The sequence below is a fragment of the Halodesulfovibrio oceani subsp. galateae genome, assembly GCF_055397225.1.
The window spans coordinates 1009249-1027372 of record NZ_AP042453.1; the positions used below are offsets into that span (position 1 = coordinate 1009249).

The window sequence follows — 18124 nt, forward strand, 5'->3', positions numbered from 1 at the left end:
TTTGTAGTCTTGTGTGTCTCCGACGGGTCTTCAACGACGCCTTCGGCAACGCTTGCCAGCGGGGCTTTAAGAACCTTTCTAAGGAGAAAGGTTCTTAAAAATCTCCAAAGACTTTTATTATGCGAGGGCAGCACGTTTTTTGCCTACTCTCGCGGCTTAACTCTCACTACCTTTTCAAAAAGAAAAAGGCTGCCCCTATTATCTTGGGACAGCCTTTTTTATTATTCCAGTCAGTGGGATTAAGCCGCGTGAAATATTAAATGACGGGCTTTTTTCGCATAATAAAAGTTTTAGGAAGGGGGTCTGGGGGAGAACCCTTTTCCAAAGCGGTAGCTGTTCTCGAGGTACGAGAGATTACAGAAAGCGACAGTGTAACAGGGTTTCCCCCAGCCGTCGGAGACAAAAAAGGCTCGCCGACGGCAAAAATTAGGCAAAAACAAAATTGTTACTTAGCTGTTACCCCGTTCACAACGTTTTGAGGTGTACCGTTGATGAAAGCTGCTATGTTGTCGGCGGCGATTTGCATAAGCGCCATGCGTGCTTCGATGGTTGCCCATGCGAGGTGGGGTGTAACGAAGGTGTTGGGCGTAGAAAGGAACGGATGATTCTTTGCGATTGGCTCTTTGCTTACAACGTCTACGGCTAGCCCGCCGAGGGTGCCTGTGTTGAGTGCGTTTGCCACTGCTGGCTCGTCAATGAGTGGCCCGCGGGCTGTGTTGATGAGGATAGCGTCGTTTTTCATGAGCTTGAGTGACTGCTCGTTAATGATGTGCTTTGTGTCGGGGGTAAGTGGGCAGTGCAGCGTTATGATGTCTGACTTTGCGAGCACTTCGTTCAGTTCTGCGTAGGCAAAATTGTTGTAACTTGGCACTGGCTTGGGACGCGGTGCGTAGGCGAGGATGTTCATACCGAAACCGTTGGCGATGCGCGCTACGTTGTTGCCGGTGTTGCCAAATCCAATAATACCGAGGGTTTTTCCGCCAATTTCGCGTTGAGGCGTGTTCCAGAAGCAGAACTGACCGTTTTGTCCCCATTCTCCTTGCTTTACTTGCTGGGAATGTAAGCTTATTTGTCTGTAACATTCGAAGATAAGCGCAAAGACGTGTTCTGGTACTGCGTTGTTAGCATAGCCGGGGGTATTGGTTACCGGAATCCCGAGATCGGCAGCGGCTTTGATGTCTACGACATCGTAGCCTGTGGCTAGCACCCCAATATATTTAAGATTCGGTAGCTGCTGGAGTGTTTCTTTTGTGAGCGGTGTTTTGTTGGTAAGCAAAATTTCTGCATCTTTACTGCGCGGAATAATGTCTTCTTCTTGAGTTTTCTCGTAAAGGGTAACGGAATGGATGTTTTCTATAGGAGTCCATGGGTTATCGCCGGGATTAAGCGTTTGGCCATCAAGAATTACCGTCTTCATTGTTCGTTACTCCAGTATTGTTAGTATCCCTTGCTTTTGCAGAGATATTTGTATTTTAGGCAGTTTGTTAAGAAGTGTTTTTCTGCGTTCAATTTTGTTAATGCAACAGCAAAGTTAGCCGTTTTACTGTATGCAAGCCTTAGAGTTCGGTAAAGTGTATTTCTTTTACCATTCGTTCGGCACTTATTTGCTTTATGCCCTGTGTATAGTACAGTGTCACAGTAAAAAGCGTTAAAACATATTTTTTGTATGAGGTTAGTAGTGCGTGTAGCAATACGTATAGTTTTTTATTTCTTCCTTACGGTAGTCGTTTGTCTCGGTGGTCTTTTGGCGTATGCGGGATGGTACATCCAATCGTCCAATTTTCCAGAACTGATTGAACGTAACCTCACAGAGGCGACGGGGTATCAGTGGAATATTAATGGTGAGTTGGATCTCTCTATTGTTCCGTTAGCCATTGAAGCCTCGGACGTGAAGGTTGTTGATCCTGATTCAGGCACAGCTATTGTGAGCGTCGGCGGCGTACAATCCAGCGTAGACATTCCAACACTGCTTGAGGGCAAGGTCTTTATTGACCATTTGAGCTTGCAAGACTTGGAAGTTGTTCTTTCTGACGAACTGCTGACGAGAGATAAAGACGACATGGCCGATGTTGATGTGAAGTTCTCCATGGGTGATATCGCCGGTGGTTTTGACTTGCAGGGCATCGATATTCAACGTGGCCGTGTTGTATGGGAACGCAAGACTGACAACGGAAAAGAGTTTGTTGCTGCAACAGATATGAGCTTGCAGGTTGATTTTAGTACAAAAACATTATTCGATATATCGTGCGCCATTGAAAGCAATATTGTGCCTACACAGGGGCAGTTGCAGCTGGTTGGTGAGACTGATTTTACGTCCAAAACCCTTACCATCGAAAACGTTATCGGTTCGCTGGACTGGACTGGCAGTGTTGAACTGGAAGGACGTGTTGTTCCTACAGCTATTAACGTCGTGTATGATGTAAACTGGCCTGCGGGTGAGGTTAAGCTTACTGATGTTAAGGCAGAAGTTGCCAAGGGCAGACTGGCCTTTAATGGTAAGCTTACAGATATTACCAACGAGAACTGGAAGCTTGCAGGTGATGCGGTTGTGCAGGACTTGAGCTTGCCGTACTGGTTTGGTTTTACAGAGAATCTGCCGACTAGCTTGAATCACGCACTTGATAGCATCGACGGTACACTTACTGTTGTGATGACAAAGGATCGCGTGTGGTCTGACAACTTAAAAGCTGATGTGCTGGGCATGAAGCTTACTGGTGTCGGCGGCGTTAAAGATTTTTCTGATCCGGTGATCTATATTGATGCTAAGGGCAATGACATTGATGTAAACAAAATTTTTCCGGAAATAGGACTGAACCCGCCGAAGGTATTACCTAAGCCGACGGATGATTCTCCGCCAATTTTCCGCTACACGCCTGATGAGCCAGCAGATGCTAAATCGGTTGCGGATAAAAATTCAAAAGCTAAAGCCAATGTCAAAGCTAAAGCTGACCCGCTTGACGATTTTTCTGTGGGCTACGATATCCGCGTAGGTGCTAAACGTGCCACGGCGTATGGCTTTGTTGTTAATAATCTTGCGTTCCGTTGCTGGCCAGCGCCAAACAATGACACGCTTACTTCTTACAAGATTGGTAACGCATACGGCGGCAGTCTAGATTCCGTGCTGAGGATTACCGATGAGCTTGGTTTGAAAGCTACATTCAAGAAGGTGAAAACAGCAGAGATTGCCCGTATCCTTACAGGCGATGCGGTTATCGCAGGTGTTGCGGATGGCACAATCGATGTTCGCGCAAAAGCACGTACTGTGTTTGGTCTGGTAGCAGGGCTTGGCGGCAAGATTAATGCTATTTTTAGAGATGGGTATGTGAAGTCTCTGGGTAAGCAGCGGGCTGACGGTAAGATCGCATCTAGAAAAAACTTTTTTAAAGAACTGAAAATTGATTTGTCCGGTAAAAGCCTGACAAAGGTGCCTGATAAAGCTGGTAATGATCTTCCATATTTCTGGGATCTGTCTGTATTTTTCGACAGAAAAGATTCCGCTGTTTCGTACCTTACCAAAGTTAAAGGTCCGATCACTATGAGCGCAAAACGGGTGTTACCTGTGCGTGGTGATAATATCGATCTGGATATGACCTGGAACGGGACTATGGCTGTAAACGAAACACGGGTTCCGCTCACAGCACGTCTGGTAAGCAAGTGCACATACAATATGGAGACAGAAGATCTGTCTATCCGCGACGGTATGTTTACCTTCGATAACCAGAGTTTCAGCGTTCAGGGCAACGGTAAGCAGTTTATTACTGCTCCTGAAATCAAGGGCACATTTGCGGGACAGGAATTTGATCTGCGACCGCTTTTAACTACGCTTGAACTGTTGCGCTGGCAGCCGCGTGATGCAGCTGCATTCAGACGTGCAAGTCTGCGTGGTGAATTTGATCTACGAAAAGGACGCTACGCTCTCTACAATGTAGTCGGGTACGTGGATGATTCCGCATTGAAAGGTTCTGTGCTGGTTAACCTTAACGGTACAATTCCAACTATACGTGCAGACGCAGCGCTTGGTGATATTATGCTGACGCGCTATTTCCCGCCGGAAGACGTGGATGTGCGTGCTGAAGTTTTCAATGAAAAACCGTGGGATTTGGATTGGCTGAACAAAATTGATATGAAGGGCAGTTTGAAAGTAAGTTCCCTACGCTTTGATCCTATTGATGCACAGAATTTGGTAACGCCTATTAGCATAGGTGATGGCAAGGTGCAGATAGGGCCGTTGGAAGCAACTATGTATAATGGTACGTTCTCCGGTGAATTCGGGGGCGTCCTCAATGGTAAGCTGGATAGTAAAATTGTGGCTAATGCCAACAACGTAGACTTGGCGCTGGCATCAAAGGGTGCTGCGGGCGAGGATTACCTTGGTGGAATGGGCACAGGCTATGTGGAAGCCCATGGGCAACTAGGTTCCAGCTACGACATACTTGCAAACCTTGATGGCATTTGGGGTATTTCAGTAAAAGACGGCTTCTTCGGATTCAGCAAAGATAAAAAAGGCAAGATCCAAAAAACAACATTTACCTCCGCGGTGAGTGATGGTGATATTAAGCAGGGTGTTTTGAGTAGTACCAACACAGCTGTTGTTTCACCTTTTGTTGATATGAGCGGTGGTGGTAAAATCGACCTGCCGAAGAGGCATATTGATTACAAGGTAAACGTAACATACGCCCGTATTCCAACGGTTCCTGTAACCATTGTGGGAGACTGGAATGATCCTAAAGTTACAGTGGACGGCTTAAGCGTTGTTCCGCGTACTGTCGGTAAAATTGGTGGTGGTGTCTTCTCCATTCTTAAAGATGCCGTACTCATTCCATTTAGAGCCTTGGATTTACTCCCGTCCAGCAAATAAGTGCAACTTGTGCAGTGCAATTAGTTGCACAAACGACTTGTGCAAATGTGAAAAAAAATGCACCTTGGTCTTCAATCCTTGTGATTGGAGACCTTTTTTTATGCGCAGTATGTGTAACAACTTGCAGTAATGACTACGGTTGTGCAGAAAAATTCACTTTGGCACGACTTTTTCATATATCGGCATAGAAAACGTCTACATATAAATAGATTACACTACTTCCCATCAGTTTGATGAGATCAGGATATACATGGAAATTGCAGATTTAAGTAAAGAGCGAAGCACAATCATCATCGCAATTGTAACCCTGATTACAATTGGGCTTTCGCTTATTGTTTCGACAGGACAAACCTTGCGTCAGCAGGAAGAAGCGCGCTTGCAGCATCTTAAATTAACTGCACGCTCGGTACTTCAGTCTGTTGATATTTCTTTGCGCACCGGCATTCTTACCCAAAATGATAAGGTGGCGGGATTACCGAGTACCGCAAAGTTTTTTCGCGAGTTACAGCGAAGCGGTGAAGTAATGTTTGTTGGTCTGCTTGATGAAAAGGGCGGCCAAATTCTTTCTTCCCTCGAGGGTGGCGCTTCTAATACCATTCTGTTCCCGCAGCAGGCTATTCCTACAATGGTGCAGACTGGCACATGGGATGGCATCGCCAAGTTCGGTGACCGCCGTGTATACGTGTATGCCAAGCATAGTCAGGGGCTGGAAACTCAGTCGCTGGAACCGGATGCACCGAAGAGAAACACCTTCCTTGTTGTTGGTCTGGACATGACTAAGCACTTTGCCATTTACAAAGGGTTTAAGCAGAACGCACTGTTTCAGGCTGCATATATTCTCATAGCCGCAATTTTTACATGGGCGCTTGCTATGGCGTTGCTCAAACGACGAGAGCTTGCAGGCAAAGCCTTGCAGCTTGAGCGTTTTCAGGCGCGTTTGCTTGATAACCTGCCGGATGGGCTTCTTATTGTAAGTCCGGATAATGTGATCCGAGCCGCAAACCCCGCCGCGCATGATGTTTTTCAAGCAAAGGGCAGCGGGCTTGCCGGACTCTCGGTATCAGATCTTCCTGAAGATCTTGCAAATTGCCTTAAAAATTTACCGCTGGATTCCAACGCAAACTGGGAACAGGTAACGGTTCAGGGTTCGCATCTGGAAATTCTTTCCGTGCCGCTTAAAGAGCACAAAGAAGCCGGTTCTCGTCTCGTTTTGATTCGTGACAGAACGCGTTTCCGCGAGCTGGAAAAAAGCTTGCAGGATGCTGAAAAGATGGCTGCCCTCGGCACAATTGCCGCTGGCATGGCGCACGAAATCAGAAATCCGCTCAGCGCATTACGTGGTTTTGCACAATATTTCGCCAAAAAATTTAAAGGCAAAGAGCCGGACGAAACATACGCTCAGACTATGATTACCGAAGCTGACAGGCTGAACCGCGTAATTACAGACCTGCTGTATCTTTCCCGCCCTCGTGCTGTTCAAAAAGAAAAAGTCGATCTTCTGGAGCTTTCAGAGGGCATCAGCAACTTACTGCGTCTTGATCTGGAAGGAAAAGACGTTCAGTTGGAAGTCAGCCTCGAGTCATCATATGTGCAGGCAGATGCTGATTTATTGAAGCAGACCGTTATTAACCTGATGCTCAACAGCCTTGATGCGATGGAAGCAGCCGGAACCGAGAAAAAGCAGATTCATATTGCGTCTGCTCACGGTGAAGATGGTGTTTGGATTTTTGTTCGGGATAACGGCCCCGGCATGGACAAGCAGCAGATAGATCAAGCATTCGAACCGTTCTACACTACAAAATCAAAAGGTACTGGCCTCGGGCTTGCCTTAATCAACAAAACCATGATGGAACACGAAGGAAAGGCATTGATTGAATCCAGTGCCGGACGTGGATGCACCATCGCACTCTTTTTCCCCGACGTGGAAGATGAGGAAAATTATGTCATATAATAAACAGCTTTTAGTTATAGATGATGAACCGGCACTGCGCATGATGGTGCGTGCGGTTGTAGAAGATGCAGGTTGGAGTGTTGCCGAGGCAAGCTCCGGTGAAGCCGGTATCGAACATCTTGCATCGCACAATGTGAACGTAGTTCTCCTTGATATGCGGATGACAGGCATAGACGGCAGTGAAACACTCGCCATTATTCAGGAAAGATATCCAAACTTGCCTGTAATTATGCTTACTGCGTTCGGCACAGTCGGTTCAGCCGTTGAAGCAATGAAACGCGGTGCATTTGATTATCTCAGCAAGCCAGCAGACAACGATGAACTTATAGCCGTGCTTGAAAAAGCGTACACCCACGGCAGGCTGCTTGCGGAAAACGATAATCTGCGCAAAAAATTTATTGGCAACGATCCGTCCGAGAAAATCATCGGCGGATGTGCAGCCATGCAGGATATGCTTGAGCTTATCCGTCAAATCGGACCAACCGAGGCAACCGTCCTCGTCATGGGTGAATCCGGTACCGGTAAAGAGCTTATTGCAGAAGCACTGCATGAGCGCAGTAACCGTGCCGCTTTCCCAATGGTGAAAATCAACTGCGCAGCCTTACCGGGTAACCTGCTCGAAAGTGAGCTGTTCGGTTACGTCCGTGGTGCCTTTACCGGAGCAGTTAAAGACAAGCCCGGTCGATTCCAGCTCGCAAAGGGTGGAACAATCTTTCTTGATGAGATCGGTGAAATGCCGATTGAGCTGCAAGCCAAGCTTCTCCGTGCCCTGCAAGAGCGCGTGGTAGAGCCGCTTGGGGCAGTCAAACCAGTTGAGATTGATGTACGAATTATTGCGGCAACAAACCGTAATCTCCGCGAAGCCGTTGCAAAAGGCGAGTTCCGCGAAGACCTCTATTTCCGGCTTAACGTGCTGGAGCTTATTTCTCCGCCGCTGCGTGATCGTCTTGATGACCTGCCGTTGCTCGTCAGCCGTCTTCTCGACAAGCTCGGACGCAAGAACCGTAAAAGTGTACGCGGTGTCAGTCCTGATTTTATGCAGAAGCTCACCACGCACGCATGGCCCGGTAACGTCCGTGAGCTTGAGAATGTACTCGAACGAGCGCTCATTCTTTCGCGTTCAGAGCTTCTCAACGTCGAGTCATTGCCGCCAGTGTTTATCGAGCCACCAAAGGTTGCACCGACCATGCAGACACAGTTTGCACAGCAGGATGGCATGCCTTCAGGGCAGCAGAATTATGGTCAGGCGAATCTTAATGCACCATCCGGTACAGATTTTTCGGGTCAAGCAGCAGCACAAAACGGGTTCGGGCAGCCAGAGTTTACCCCTACAGATTTCCATCGTACCGACTTCAGCAGTCAAGGTGGCTACAATAATCAAGCAGCTTATAACGGGCAGCAAGGGTACAACGGGCAAGCAGAGCAAATGCCGCCACAAAATGGCAACGGATCACGGACTATTTCTAGACCCAAGACTCTTGATGACGCAGAGCGGCAAGCACTCATAGAGGCGCTCAATGCCAACGGTGGGCACCGTGAACGCACAGCAGATGCGCTCGGCATCAGCAGGCGTACGCTTCAGTACAAGTTACGCAAGTATGGGTTGACCAAGAGAAGTTAGACAGTTTTGTGCCTCTGGCAGGTCTTCGACGAGCCTCCGGCGGCTGGGTGAAACCTTGTTGAAACAAGGTTCTCCCCCAGACCCCCTTCCAAAAACTTTTATTTGCGAGCCAGCACGTTATTTAAGCTTGCTCGCGGCTTAAGCGGAACTACCTTTTGAGATGGGAAATTCTATTTTTTGTCCGTTAACTAGTATGGAGATACTCCTTGTTTGGTCCAAATCCGAATGACAAAGAGCCTATGAAAGGATTTCCGCAAGTCGGATATCTTAAAAATTTCATCACATCTGAAAATATTATCGTTGGTGACTACACCTATTATGATGATCCAGACGGTGTAGAGAACTTTGAAAAGAATGTTCTCTATCACTTTCCCTTCATTGGAGACAAATTAATCATCGGTAAATTTTGTGCAATTGCCCGCGCGACAACATTTATCATGAATGGGGCAAACCATAAGGTCTCTGGATTCTCGACATATCCTTTTCAGGTTTTTGGTAACGGGTGGGAAAAAGTAATGCCCGAAAGCGGTGATCTGCCATTTAAGGGAGATACCGTCATAGGCAATGATGTGTGGATAGGATACGACGCAACCATCATGCCCGGTGTTACCATCGGAGACGGTGCTATTATTGCCAGCAAGGCTGTTGTAACAAAAGATGTTCCGCCATACGCAGTTGTGGGCGGAAATCCAGCAACAGTGCTTAAATATCGTTTTGATGAAACCACCATCAGTGAGCTTACCAATATAGCGTGGTGGGATTGGTCAAAAGAAAAAATCACCCGAAATCTAGAGGCTGTCGTAGGAAATAACATAGAAGCACTACGCAGCGGTCAATAAATTTCTGGAATAGACTGTAAATAGAAAAGACCTGTGTTCATGACATCAGGTCTTTTTTTGTGCCATATGCGTGGTTAAATCAAAAGAAGAGACCTGACACGTAATGCGTCAGGTCTCTTTTAAATCTTATCGTGGTGTTTAGTTAAGTGCATCAACAGGCGGTGGTGCTGGTTACGGATGAGCGGAGGGCTAGTTCTGTGTAGATTGCGCCTGGATGCGTGTTTCAAACTATTGCCAGTGGCCGTTTTTATATTGGCGGATTTTAGTAACGCGGTTCTTTTCAGCAACACGGAATTGCTGCTGCATAACCTCTTGCTTTGAGCGTCCCATCGCTTCGTACGTTACTTTTACATATTTGATGGTGCCAACATAAGCTCCTGAGTTTTTAACCTCATGGACGGCTACTTTAATACTGTCTTTCTTTAACTCGCAATAGGAACGAGTCCATGTACCGTCTGGGCGTTTTTCAGTTTTCACTTTTCCGCCGCAATCAGGCATCTGTCTGCACATCGTGTCAAGATGTTCTGTTGCATGTAGGCGCAGAGAATTTTGTAGTTCCTGTTGAGTAATAGCACTAGAAGGTGTGGTGAGCAGGCAAGTCGCGCAAGCCATAATGAACAGAACCAAAACCTTTTTCATGAGAATCTCCTGAAGATTGGATGACAATACCAGAAGTCGCTGCTGCGAAAATACCTGCAGGGGCTAACTGCTAAGGGTGTTGTCATGGTCAGTTGTAATTTCTCTTGTTAGGATAATGTGGTGCAGTGCCATTGGTTGTGAGCAGAAAGTATGGCTGAAGAAGAATGGGAGCGTGAGATTTTAAGAAGAGGGCAGGAAGAGAAGTATGAGCTTAGTATGTGTCGTATGTTCGTTTTAGTAAGGCACAATGCGAATTTTAACAATCAGAAATGCCCGACAGGGCTTCCTGCCGGGCATTGGTTGTATGGACTATTGGAGCACGATGTTTACTCGACGGTTAAGTCGACGACCTTCGGCTGTTTCGTTTGTGAATTCAGGTTCGAATTCACCTTTACCAACTACTTCGATTGAGTCGCCCGGTACGCCTTTTTTCATAAGGTAGTTACGGACAGACATTGCACGACGTAGTGACAGTCCCATGTTGTATTTGGCTGTACCGATGGAATCGGTGTGACCAATAACAGTTGTGCAATTTCCGCTAGCTAAGATCATAGCTGCTGCTTCATCTAAGATGCAACGAACTTCAGGGCGGAGTGCAGATGAATCAAACTTGAAGAGTACGTTATCAATTACGATAACTTCGTCAGCAACTTCGATTGGTGTGTAGAATACGTCAACCATAAACTCGTTGAATGCAATCGGATCATTAAGCAATGTTTTACCGTCTGCCATTACTGAACAAGAATTAAGGTTAAACATTTCCATCAATGTTTCGCTGCCTTCTGCTGTGTCTGCAAAAGAGATGAAGTGTACACAAGTCTGTGGGTTAGCATTGTAGAAGCCCATAAGGGAATCTACTGGGTCTGGACCCATATTGCTTACGCCATCAGTAACAAGGATCACTGCATTACTGCATGCCATTTTGGTTGCCATTGGTGTGAGCAGATCAAATGCTTCACCAATTTTGGTCCAACGTGCACGGATTTCTTTGTCTGTAGTGATGGAGTTAACTGCTCTTGCCATTACTCCAACATCATGCGGTCCGTAGCCAACGATAGGTTGGAAAGGAGTGAAGGTCTGAGCTGCTGCCATGTAAGGTAGCGGCGGCATCGCTTCGTTGATCATCAGAACAATGTTCTTTGCAAGGACGATCTTTTTCTTTCCTGTTTGCGCTTCGTGCATCATCATGGAGCCAGAGTCATCAATAAGGAAGTTGAAACTGGCAACTTTAGGTTGAAGGATGTACTCTTGCGCCTGGACTACGGATGTAGCAAACAACACAAGAGAAAGCGCGATAAGCAATGTTCTCTTAATCGTCATACTGGTCCCCTCCGGCTAGTATTGTTTTTCTGGTTTAGGTCAAATTATGCGTGGTCAAGATGTAATATATGGCAACCAGAGGAGTGCGACAAGGATGTTTATGAAACTATGTGCTTATTTTCAAAAGAATAATTAGAGTAATGAAATTAAAGCCTTACGAAAAACGATGATTCCGTGCAGATTTTTTCCTGTAGGCACAGTATAAGGCTACAAATATTACTAGGTTGGAGGCTGTTAGATTTACGTAAGTTTTTTTTCTGTTTTTCAGCTCCGTTAGAATGGGTAGTAGAGGTAGCCTTGTGGGCGCGAATGCGGCGCATTGAACTACATGTGCTATTAGGTCGTTTGTATCACATAGAATTCGTATCCATAGTGCCCTCTGAACCGCCTGTAGAGCTGGATTTCTCGGTGTATGAGCGCCAAAATGTCCTCGGCGTATGGCTCGTCGAGCAATGCAAGGGGTAAATTTTGTACATGCAACTCAAGTGCATCGTAGAAAATATCCCAGTCTGACTCGGGTATAACAAAATTCCCCACTAACGTGTAACTCTTTTCTTTTATTGCGTTAATGTTCTTTTCGGAGTTACGCATTGCGGGGTACGCTTCCTTCCAAAAACTCTGCAATTCTTCAGAGTTATCGTCACGCAACCATACTGCTTCACTTATTACAAGGTATCCCCGCGGCTTGACGAATTGCTTCCAATAAGCAAGTGCAGCGTCAAACCCCATTATGTATGAAGCACCTTCCGACCAGATAATATCGAATTCTTCAGCTTTGAATGGCAGTTTTGCCATATCTTCTTTTCGCGTGACAATACGGTCGCCCACACCGGCAGCATGCGCTTTATCCCGTGCTTCTTTCAAATATGGCTCATAAATGTCTATTGCCGTAATGGTGCCAGCGGACATTTTTGCAAGGTCAACAGCATTGTTTCCGCTGCCGCAACCAATATCTAAAATATTTGGTTCTGCTGGAATATCAGTACAAAGCTGTAGCGCTCGGTATGTTTCCGCATAGTTGCCCGGCCCTTTTCTATCAAGCCCTTCATAGAAACGAAAAAAAGTTGTCATAAATTCTTCTGACTCCTGCTGTAACTTTAAGATGGACTGTGGTGCGCCCGCCCATGAGCGGATCATAGAAATTTCTTTTTCCGGCATATGCAGTCCTTTGAGAAATTGAACATGCTCGTCAGGGCTCAGATGTTCAAAGTCTGCATGCCAGCGGCGCATGTCTTCTGTGCTTAAGCCTGCATCTTTAAACATGGTTGTCCATGTGTCTGTGTTTACAGAGGTAGCCGGCAGGGCAGATTTTTGGAGTAAATCTGCCACAATCCTTTGCTGATTCTGTAGCATTGCCATTTCTTTACTCAGCGCCTGCAACCTTTCTTCGAGTACAGCGGCAGTTTCAGATGTTGTTTCTGAAGCCAGAATCTGAGTAATGTTTTTGAGGCTTACGCCAGTCTCCCGATACATACAGATACGACGTAATCTTTCTGCATCATCTTCTGAATACTGGCGATAAGTGCCTTTTGTATGCTGAGTAGGGGAAAGCAACCCTATTGAATCATAATAGAGGAGTGTACTTCTGGATAAGCCAAATTTTTTGGCAAGTCTGCCGACTGTATACATGAACTTCACCTTGTCTAATTATTCTCGCCAGTGCTCCGGCTTGCTCAGTTGGTCAGAAACAGCAACTGTTCCACTAATGGTTTCCGGTACGGTATCATCCAGAATCTGCATCATCCAGGCATCGCGATATTCTTCCGGAATTGGGTATGGAGCATTAATAGCATGGGGATGAACAGGAGCAAAACCGTACTTAGGATAATATGTAGGGTGCCCAAGCACAAACACGATGCTGACTCCTGCCTCGCGCAATAAATCTACCCCTGTACTGATAAGCTTTCCGCCTACGCCCTTTTTTTGAGATTTAGGAACAACCGCAAGGGGGGCTAAAATAGAAGCCGTAATATCACTGCCCTCTATTTTGACAGCCGTGAACATAATATGCCCAATGGCTTCATCGCCATCAAAAGCCAGTAGCGATAATCCCGGTTCCGCAGTCTGATCATTTAGTAGAGCGCGTACCAGATTCGCCTCTTTTGGGTATCCGAATGCCTCTTCTTCAACACGCATGATTTCCGAAAGATCGCTAACGCTTGTTTTTTTAATACTGATATTCATCGTTGTATCCTCTTTACATATTATATGAATGTTTCAGCCCAATAGGATGGATTCAGCACACATATACAGTATGAAGCTATAGACAGGTCAACGGTTGAATTTTTTTGGGTGAGGCGGTGGTGTGCCTTTGGCAACGCTTGCCAGCGGGGTGTCTGCGATGTTTTTGGTCTACGACGTTTTGCCTCCGGCGGCTTAAGAACCTCTTGCAAGAGGTTCTTAAGAATCTCCAGAAACTTTTATTATGCGAAGAACGCTCGTAAATGTATTACTCACGCGGCTTAATTTCACTGACTTGAATAATGAGAAAAGGGCTGTCCTATTTATGTAGGACAGCCCTTTTTTAGTTCAGGCAAGGTAGTGATGTATAAGCCGCGAGGTTACGCAAAGAACGTGATGACCTCGCAAGTAAAAGTTTTTGGAGAGTCCAGAGAAGCCTTTTTTCAAAAAGGTTCTCTGGCCGCCGGAGGCTCGTCGAAGACAAAAAGACAAAAAGACAAAAAGAAAAGAAGAAAGAAAAATGCATAGGCATAAAAAAAGACCGCCTCAACGAGACGGTCTTTTTTGTATGTAGTAGCTTATGCAGGTTTACGCGGAGCGAGCAGCGCCATTTCCAGCGCTTCATCGAGCGTTGGGTGTGCCCAGATGATGGAGTGTACATCTTCTGGAGCCCATTGTTGTTTAACAATGATGGTTGCTGCGGCGACGAGGTGAGATACCCCGTGGCCTACTGCTACGATGCCGTGCACTTTGTTATCTACCCAGAGAGCTTTTACGAACCCTTGCGTTGACCCGTAGGATTGCGCGATAGGGTTTGCTACGAGCATTGAGGTAGATGTTTCTACGGTGTGGCCTGCCTTCTGCAGTTCAGCAGTGTTAGGGCCGACGCGCATAACTTCAGTATGCCCGTAGATACATGCTGGCATTGGGCCGGAGTCGTACGCTGCGGTAATGCTACCAGCGGCGTGGGCTACGGCGTAACCAGCCTGATGATCAGCTGCGTGTGCGAGCAGGGTACGACCATTTACGTCACCAATGGCGTAAATGTTCTCTGCTGCAAGCAAGTGGTCGTCTGTGACAATCCAGCCTGCGCCGATGCAATCAATTCCTGCCGCGGCAGGGGTGAGTGATTCGGATGCAGGTTTTCTGCCGGCGGCCATGAGTGCTTTGTCCGCAGTGAGTGTTTCACCGGATTCGAATGTGAGAACCGCTTTACCGTCAACGGTTTTGAGGCTCTGCACTTTTTCACCGGTACGAATTCCCCATTTCTCACGCTTGAGGATCTTACGGAAGGTTTCCCCAACATCCGGATCTTCTGTAGGAGCAAGCCCTGGCAGAGCTTCGACGATGGTGATCTTTGTGCCGAGTCGGCTAAAGAAGTCACCCATTTCGAGCCCGATAGCGCCAGCACCTACGATGATGAGAGACTCTGGAGTCTCTGTAAGCGTAAGTACATGGGAAGAGTTGAGGACACAATCCCCGTCTGGCTCCAGCCCCGGAAATGCGGTTGGCATGGAACCTGTGGCAATGATCAACTTATCAAATGCAACGTCGCTTGAACCTTCATCGTTAGTAACGGTGAGGGTAGTCGGGTTGCTGAAAGAAGCAGTGCCTTTGAGTATGTCTACACCGAGGCTTGCCAGTTGCTTTTCTGCTGCATTGCGAGTGCCTTTAATGAAGCGGTCTTTTTTCTGCACGAGAGTCGGCAGATCGAAACCAAGGCTTCCTGTGGCAGTTTTCGCTTTTGCTTGTGTATGCAGGAGCGGGCTGGCAGCCGTTGCACCAAGGAACATCTTGGTAGGAATACAACCCCAGTTGAGGCAGGTTCCACCAATATCGGCTTTTTCAACAAGTGCGGTTTTCAGTCCGGAGGACGCAGCACGAGTGGCTGCTTTAAGTCCGCCAGGGCCGGAACCCACTACAACAATATTATACTTCATCGACTAACACCATTTCACGTGCTGCCTTGGTTTCGTCGAGACGGCGAACAGGAGTATTGTGAGGTGCAGAGAAAAGAGCTTCAGGATCTTTTTTAGCTGTTTCGATGAGGTCAATAAGGTCATCAAGGAAACCGTCGAGGGTTTCTTTGCTTTCTGTTTCAGTTGGCTCGAACATGAGGCATTCTTTTACGATGAGCGGGAAGTAGATAGTAGGAGCATGGTGTCCTTTTTCTAACAGACCCTTTGCAAGATCGAGTGCACGCACGCCACATTCATCCTGCAACTTGCTGGCTGATGCAACGAATTCGTGCATGCAGATGCGGTTGTAAGGAATGTGGAGATGGTCTTCTAAACGCTTACGCATGTAGTTAGCGTTAAGAACTGCACGTTCTGTTGCCTGAGTAAGACCTTCACCACCGAGGCGAACCATGTAGGCAAACGCTTTGAGCATTACTGCAAAGCTGCCGTAGAATGGAGAGATGTGCCCGATGGATTCAGGAATATCGGTATCAAGGTAGTAGGTGCCATCGGCAGCTTTCGCAGGACGATGTGTCGGAAGGAACGGTACAAGTCGTTCACTTACACCAACCGGACCGGCACCAGGGCCACCGCCGCCGTGCGGGGTAGCAAGGGTTTTGTGTACGTTCAGGTGAACTACGTCAAAACCAACGTCGCCGATACGCATTTTACCCATAATAGCGTTAAAGTTAGCACCATCGTAGTAGAGGAGTGCATCAACTTTACGCAGTTTTTCTACAATAACAGGGAGGTGACTTTCAAAAAGACCAAGCGTGTTCGGGCAAGTCATCATAACTGCTGCAACACTGTCATCGAGAACGGCTTCGAGAGCTTCAGGATCTACGATGCCGTCTTTGGATTCGATGTTAACAACTTCGTATCCTGCAAGTACAGCAGAGGCAGGGTTGGTGCCGTGTGCTGCATCCGGACAAATGATCTTGGTTTTTTTGTTACCCTTGTGCTTGTGGTACGCAGCAATAAGCAGCGCGCCGGTAAGTTCGCCGTTAGCACCTGCCATAGGCTGGGAGGTGAAAGCTTCCATACCGGTAAGTTCGCACAGCATCTCTTCTGCTTCGTACATTGTCTGCAAAGAGCCCTGAGTATACTGGGCACCTTTAGGCAACTGTGCGAGAGCTGGATGCGGGGTGGTGTAACCTGGTAATGCAGCAATGAATTCCGTAAACTTCGGATTGTATTTCATTGTGCAAGAGCCAAGCGGGTAGAAGTTAGAATCTACACCGTAGTTGAAAGTGCTTAATTTGGTGAAGTGACGTACAACATCAAGTTCGCTAACTTCTGGCAGTGCAGGACGTTTTGCACGCATGAGCTCTTTAGGAAGAAAACGCTCTGCGCGTTCTTCCGGCATTGGCGGCAGGCAAGCGGTACGACCCGGAACGGATTGGGAAAAAATGGTTTTCATTAGAGAATACCTCCCAACAGTTCGGTGAATACACCAATCTGTTCAAATGATTGCAGCTCAGTACAAGCAACGAGGAGAACATCGTCCATGCCCTCGTAGAAACGGCCAACAGGGAAGCCGGTAACAAAACCTTTGTCCATAAGTGCTTCAATAGCTTCTTCAGCATTGATAGGCAGGCGGATGGCAAATTCGTTACCGAACGGCGCGTCGTTAATAAGCTCAACGCCTTCGATCATAGAGAGGCGGTCTGCAAGGTAATGAGCGCGTTCCATGCTTAATTCAGCGGTGCGGATAAGCCCTTCAGGTCCGAGCAGGGACATGTGGATAAGAGCGCGCAGCGCACACAATGCCTGGTTGGAACAAATGTTGGAGGTAGCTTTTGCACGGCGAATATGCTGTTCACGAGCCTGCAAGGTAAGTACGTAACCTGTTTTGCCGTCAATATCTTCTGTACGGCCAACGATACGACCAGGGATCTGGCGGATCATTTTTTTAGTACAGGACATAACGCCAAGGTACGGGCCACCGAATGAGAGAGGCTGACCGAGACTCTGAGCTTCAGCAACTGCGATGTCTGCTCCCATTTCACCAGGAGTTTTCATTACAGACTGCATAACAGGGTAAACGGAAATGATACCTGCAGCTTTGTTAGCGTGAGCGTGTTCGAACAGTTCGGTAAAGTCTTGAACGTTACCGAAGAAGTTAGGGTTCTGAACCACAACGGCAGCACAATCTGAATCAATAGCAGCTTTAAGAGCTTCTAAATTAGATAAGCCTTCGGTGTGCGGCACTACAACGATATCGATATCAATATTATCGGTGTAGGTGTCGACCATTTCGCGGTAGAACGGGTTAACGCTTTCATCGATAACGATTTTTTTGCGTTTGCGTCCTGCGCGTACTGCCATCATGATCGCTTCAAAGATAGCGGTTCCACCATCGTAAACAGAAGCGTTTGCAGCGTCCATTTCAAGGAGGTTACAGACGGCAGTCTGGAATTCAAAAATAGCCTGAAGAGTCCCCTGAGAGGATTCAGGCTGGTACGGAGTGTACGCAGTATAAAATTCACCACGACCAACGAGGTTGTCGATGGCTTTAGGAATATAGTGGTTATAGAAACCAGCACCAAGGAAGCTTACGAGATCGGTATTGTTTTTACCGGCAAGCTTTTCAAAGTAGGCACAGGATTCCATTTCGCTAAGACCCTGAGGCAGGTCAAAGCTTTTAGGACGCATCTCTGCAGGGATATCTGCAAAGAGGTCGTCAATGGTTCTAACACCGATAATATCAAGCATTGCTTGAGTTTCTTCAGAAGTATGCGGGGTATACGGCATAAC

The 18124-nt window shown here is 47.0% G+C and carries 12 protein-coding genes; 4 read left to right on the plus strand and 8 right to left on the minus strand.

The annotated features are described in order from the left end of the window. Positions 1–445 precede the first annotated feature (445 nt). On the minus strand, positions 446–1417 hold the full coding sequence (locus tag ACZ5V1_RS04475; RefSeq protein WP_464390809.1) for a D-2-hydroxyacid dehydrogenase: 972 nt from the start codon (positions 1415–1417) through the stop codon (positions 446–448). A gap of 261 nt (positions 1418–1678) precedes the next feature. On the opposite strand from ACZ5V1_RS04475, the gene ACZ5V1_RS04480 reads away from it, so the two are divergent. The 4 genes from ACZ5V1_RS04480 (at position 1679) to ACZ5V1_RS04495 (ending at position 9269) form a co-directional block, all read left to right on the plus strand. Then, entirely contained in the window at positions 1679–4858 is a 3180-nt protein-coding gene (locus tag ACZ5V1_RS04480) for an AsmA family protein (protein WP_464390810.1), read from the plus strand. A gap of 250 nt (positions 4859–5108) precedes the next feature. Next, positions 5109–6809, plus strand: a complete 1701-nt coding sequence (locus tag ACZ5V1_RS04485) for a two-component system sensor histidine kinase NtrB (protein ID WP_464390811.1) — start codon at positions 5109–5111, stop codon at positions 6807–6809. After that, the gene (locus tag ACZ5V1_RS04490) at positions 6799–8430 is read left to right on the plus strand and encodes a sigma-54-dependent transcriptional regulator (RefSeq protein ID WP_464390812.1); all 1632 of its coding nucleotides are present in this window, start codon (positions 6799–6801) and stop codon (positions 8428–8430) included. The genes ACZ5V1_RS04485 and ACZ5V1_RS04490 overlap by 11 nt, the downstream gene beginning before the upstream one ends. Before the next feature lie 239 nt (positions 8431–8669). Beyond that, positions 8670–9269, plus strand: a complete 600-nt coding sequence (locus ACZ5V1_RS04495) for a Vat family streptogramin A O-acetyltransferase (protein ID WP_464391604.1) — start codon at positions 8670–8672, stop codon at positions 9267–9269. 228 nt (positions 9270–9497) lie between these two features. Here the strand turns inward: ACZ5V1_RS04495 and ACZ5V1_RS04500 are convergent, their stop codons facing one another. The 7 genes from ACZ5V1_RS04500 to gcvPA form a co-directional block, all read right to left on the minus strand. Beyond that, a complete protein-coding gene (locus ACZ5V1_RS04500) occupies positions 9498–9908 on the minus strand; it encodes a hypothetical protein (RefSeq protein WP_464390813.1) in 411 nt (136 codons plus the stop codon). 309 nt (positions 9909–10217) lie between these two features. Continuing rightward, positions 10218–11228, minus strand: a complete 1011-nt coding sequence (locus tag ACZ5V1_RS04505; protein ID WP_464390814.1) for an OmpA family protein — start codon at positions 11226–11228, stop codon at positions 10218–10220. A gap of 336 nt (positions 11229–11564) precedes the next feature. Then, a complete protein-coding gene (locus ACZ5V1_RS04510) occupies positions 11565–12857 on the minus strand; it encodes a MerR family transcriptional regulator (protein ID WP_464390815.1) in 1293 nt (430 codons plus the stop codon). 18 nt (positions 12858–12875) lie between these two features. Then, positions 12876–13412 (minus strand): GNAT family N-acetyltransferase, encoded by a 537-nt coding sequence (locus ACZ5V1_RS04515; RefSeq protein WP_464390816.1) that lies wholly within the window; start codon positions 13410–13412, stop codon positions 12876–12878. Between the two features lie 575 nt (positions 13413–13987). After that, a complete protein-coding gene (locus tag ACZ5V1_RS04520; RefSeq protein WP_464390817.1) occupies positions 13988–15349 on the minus strand; it encodes a dihydrolipoyl dehydrogenase family protein in 1362 nt (453 codons plus the stop codon). Continuing rightward, positions 15339–16787: an aminomethyl-transferring glycine dehydrogenase subunit GcvPB gene (gene gcvPB, locus ACZ5V1_RS04525; RefSeq protein ID WP_464390818.1), complete on the minus strand. Its 1449-nt coding sequence runs from the start codon at positions 16785–16787 to the stop codon at positions 15339–15341. The genes ACZ5V1_RS04520 and gcvPB overlap by 11 nt, the downstream gene beginning before the upstream one ends. Continuing rightward, positions 16787–18121: an aminomethyl-transferring glycine dehydrogenase subunit GcvPA gene (gene gcvPA, locus ACZ5V1_RS04530; protein ID WP_464390819.1), complete on the minus strand. Its 1335-nt coding sequence runs from the start codon at positions 18119–18121 to the stop codon at positions 16787–16789. The genes gcvPB and gcvPA overlap by 1 nt, the downstream gene beginning before the upstream one ends. Positions 18122–18124: the final 3 nt, after the last annotated feature.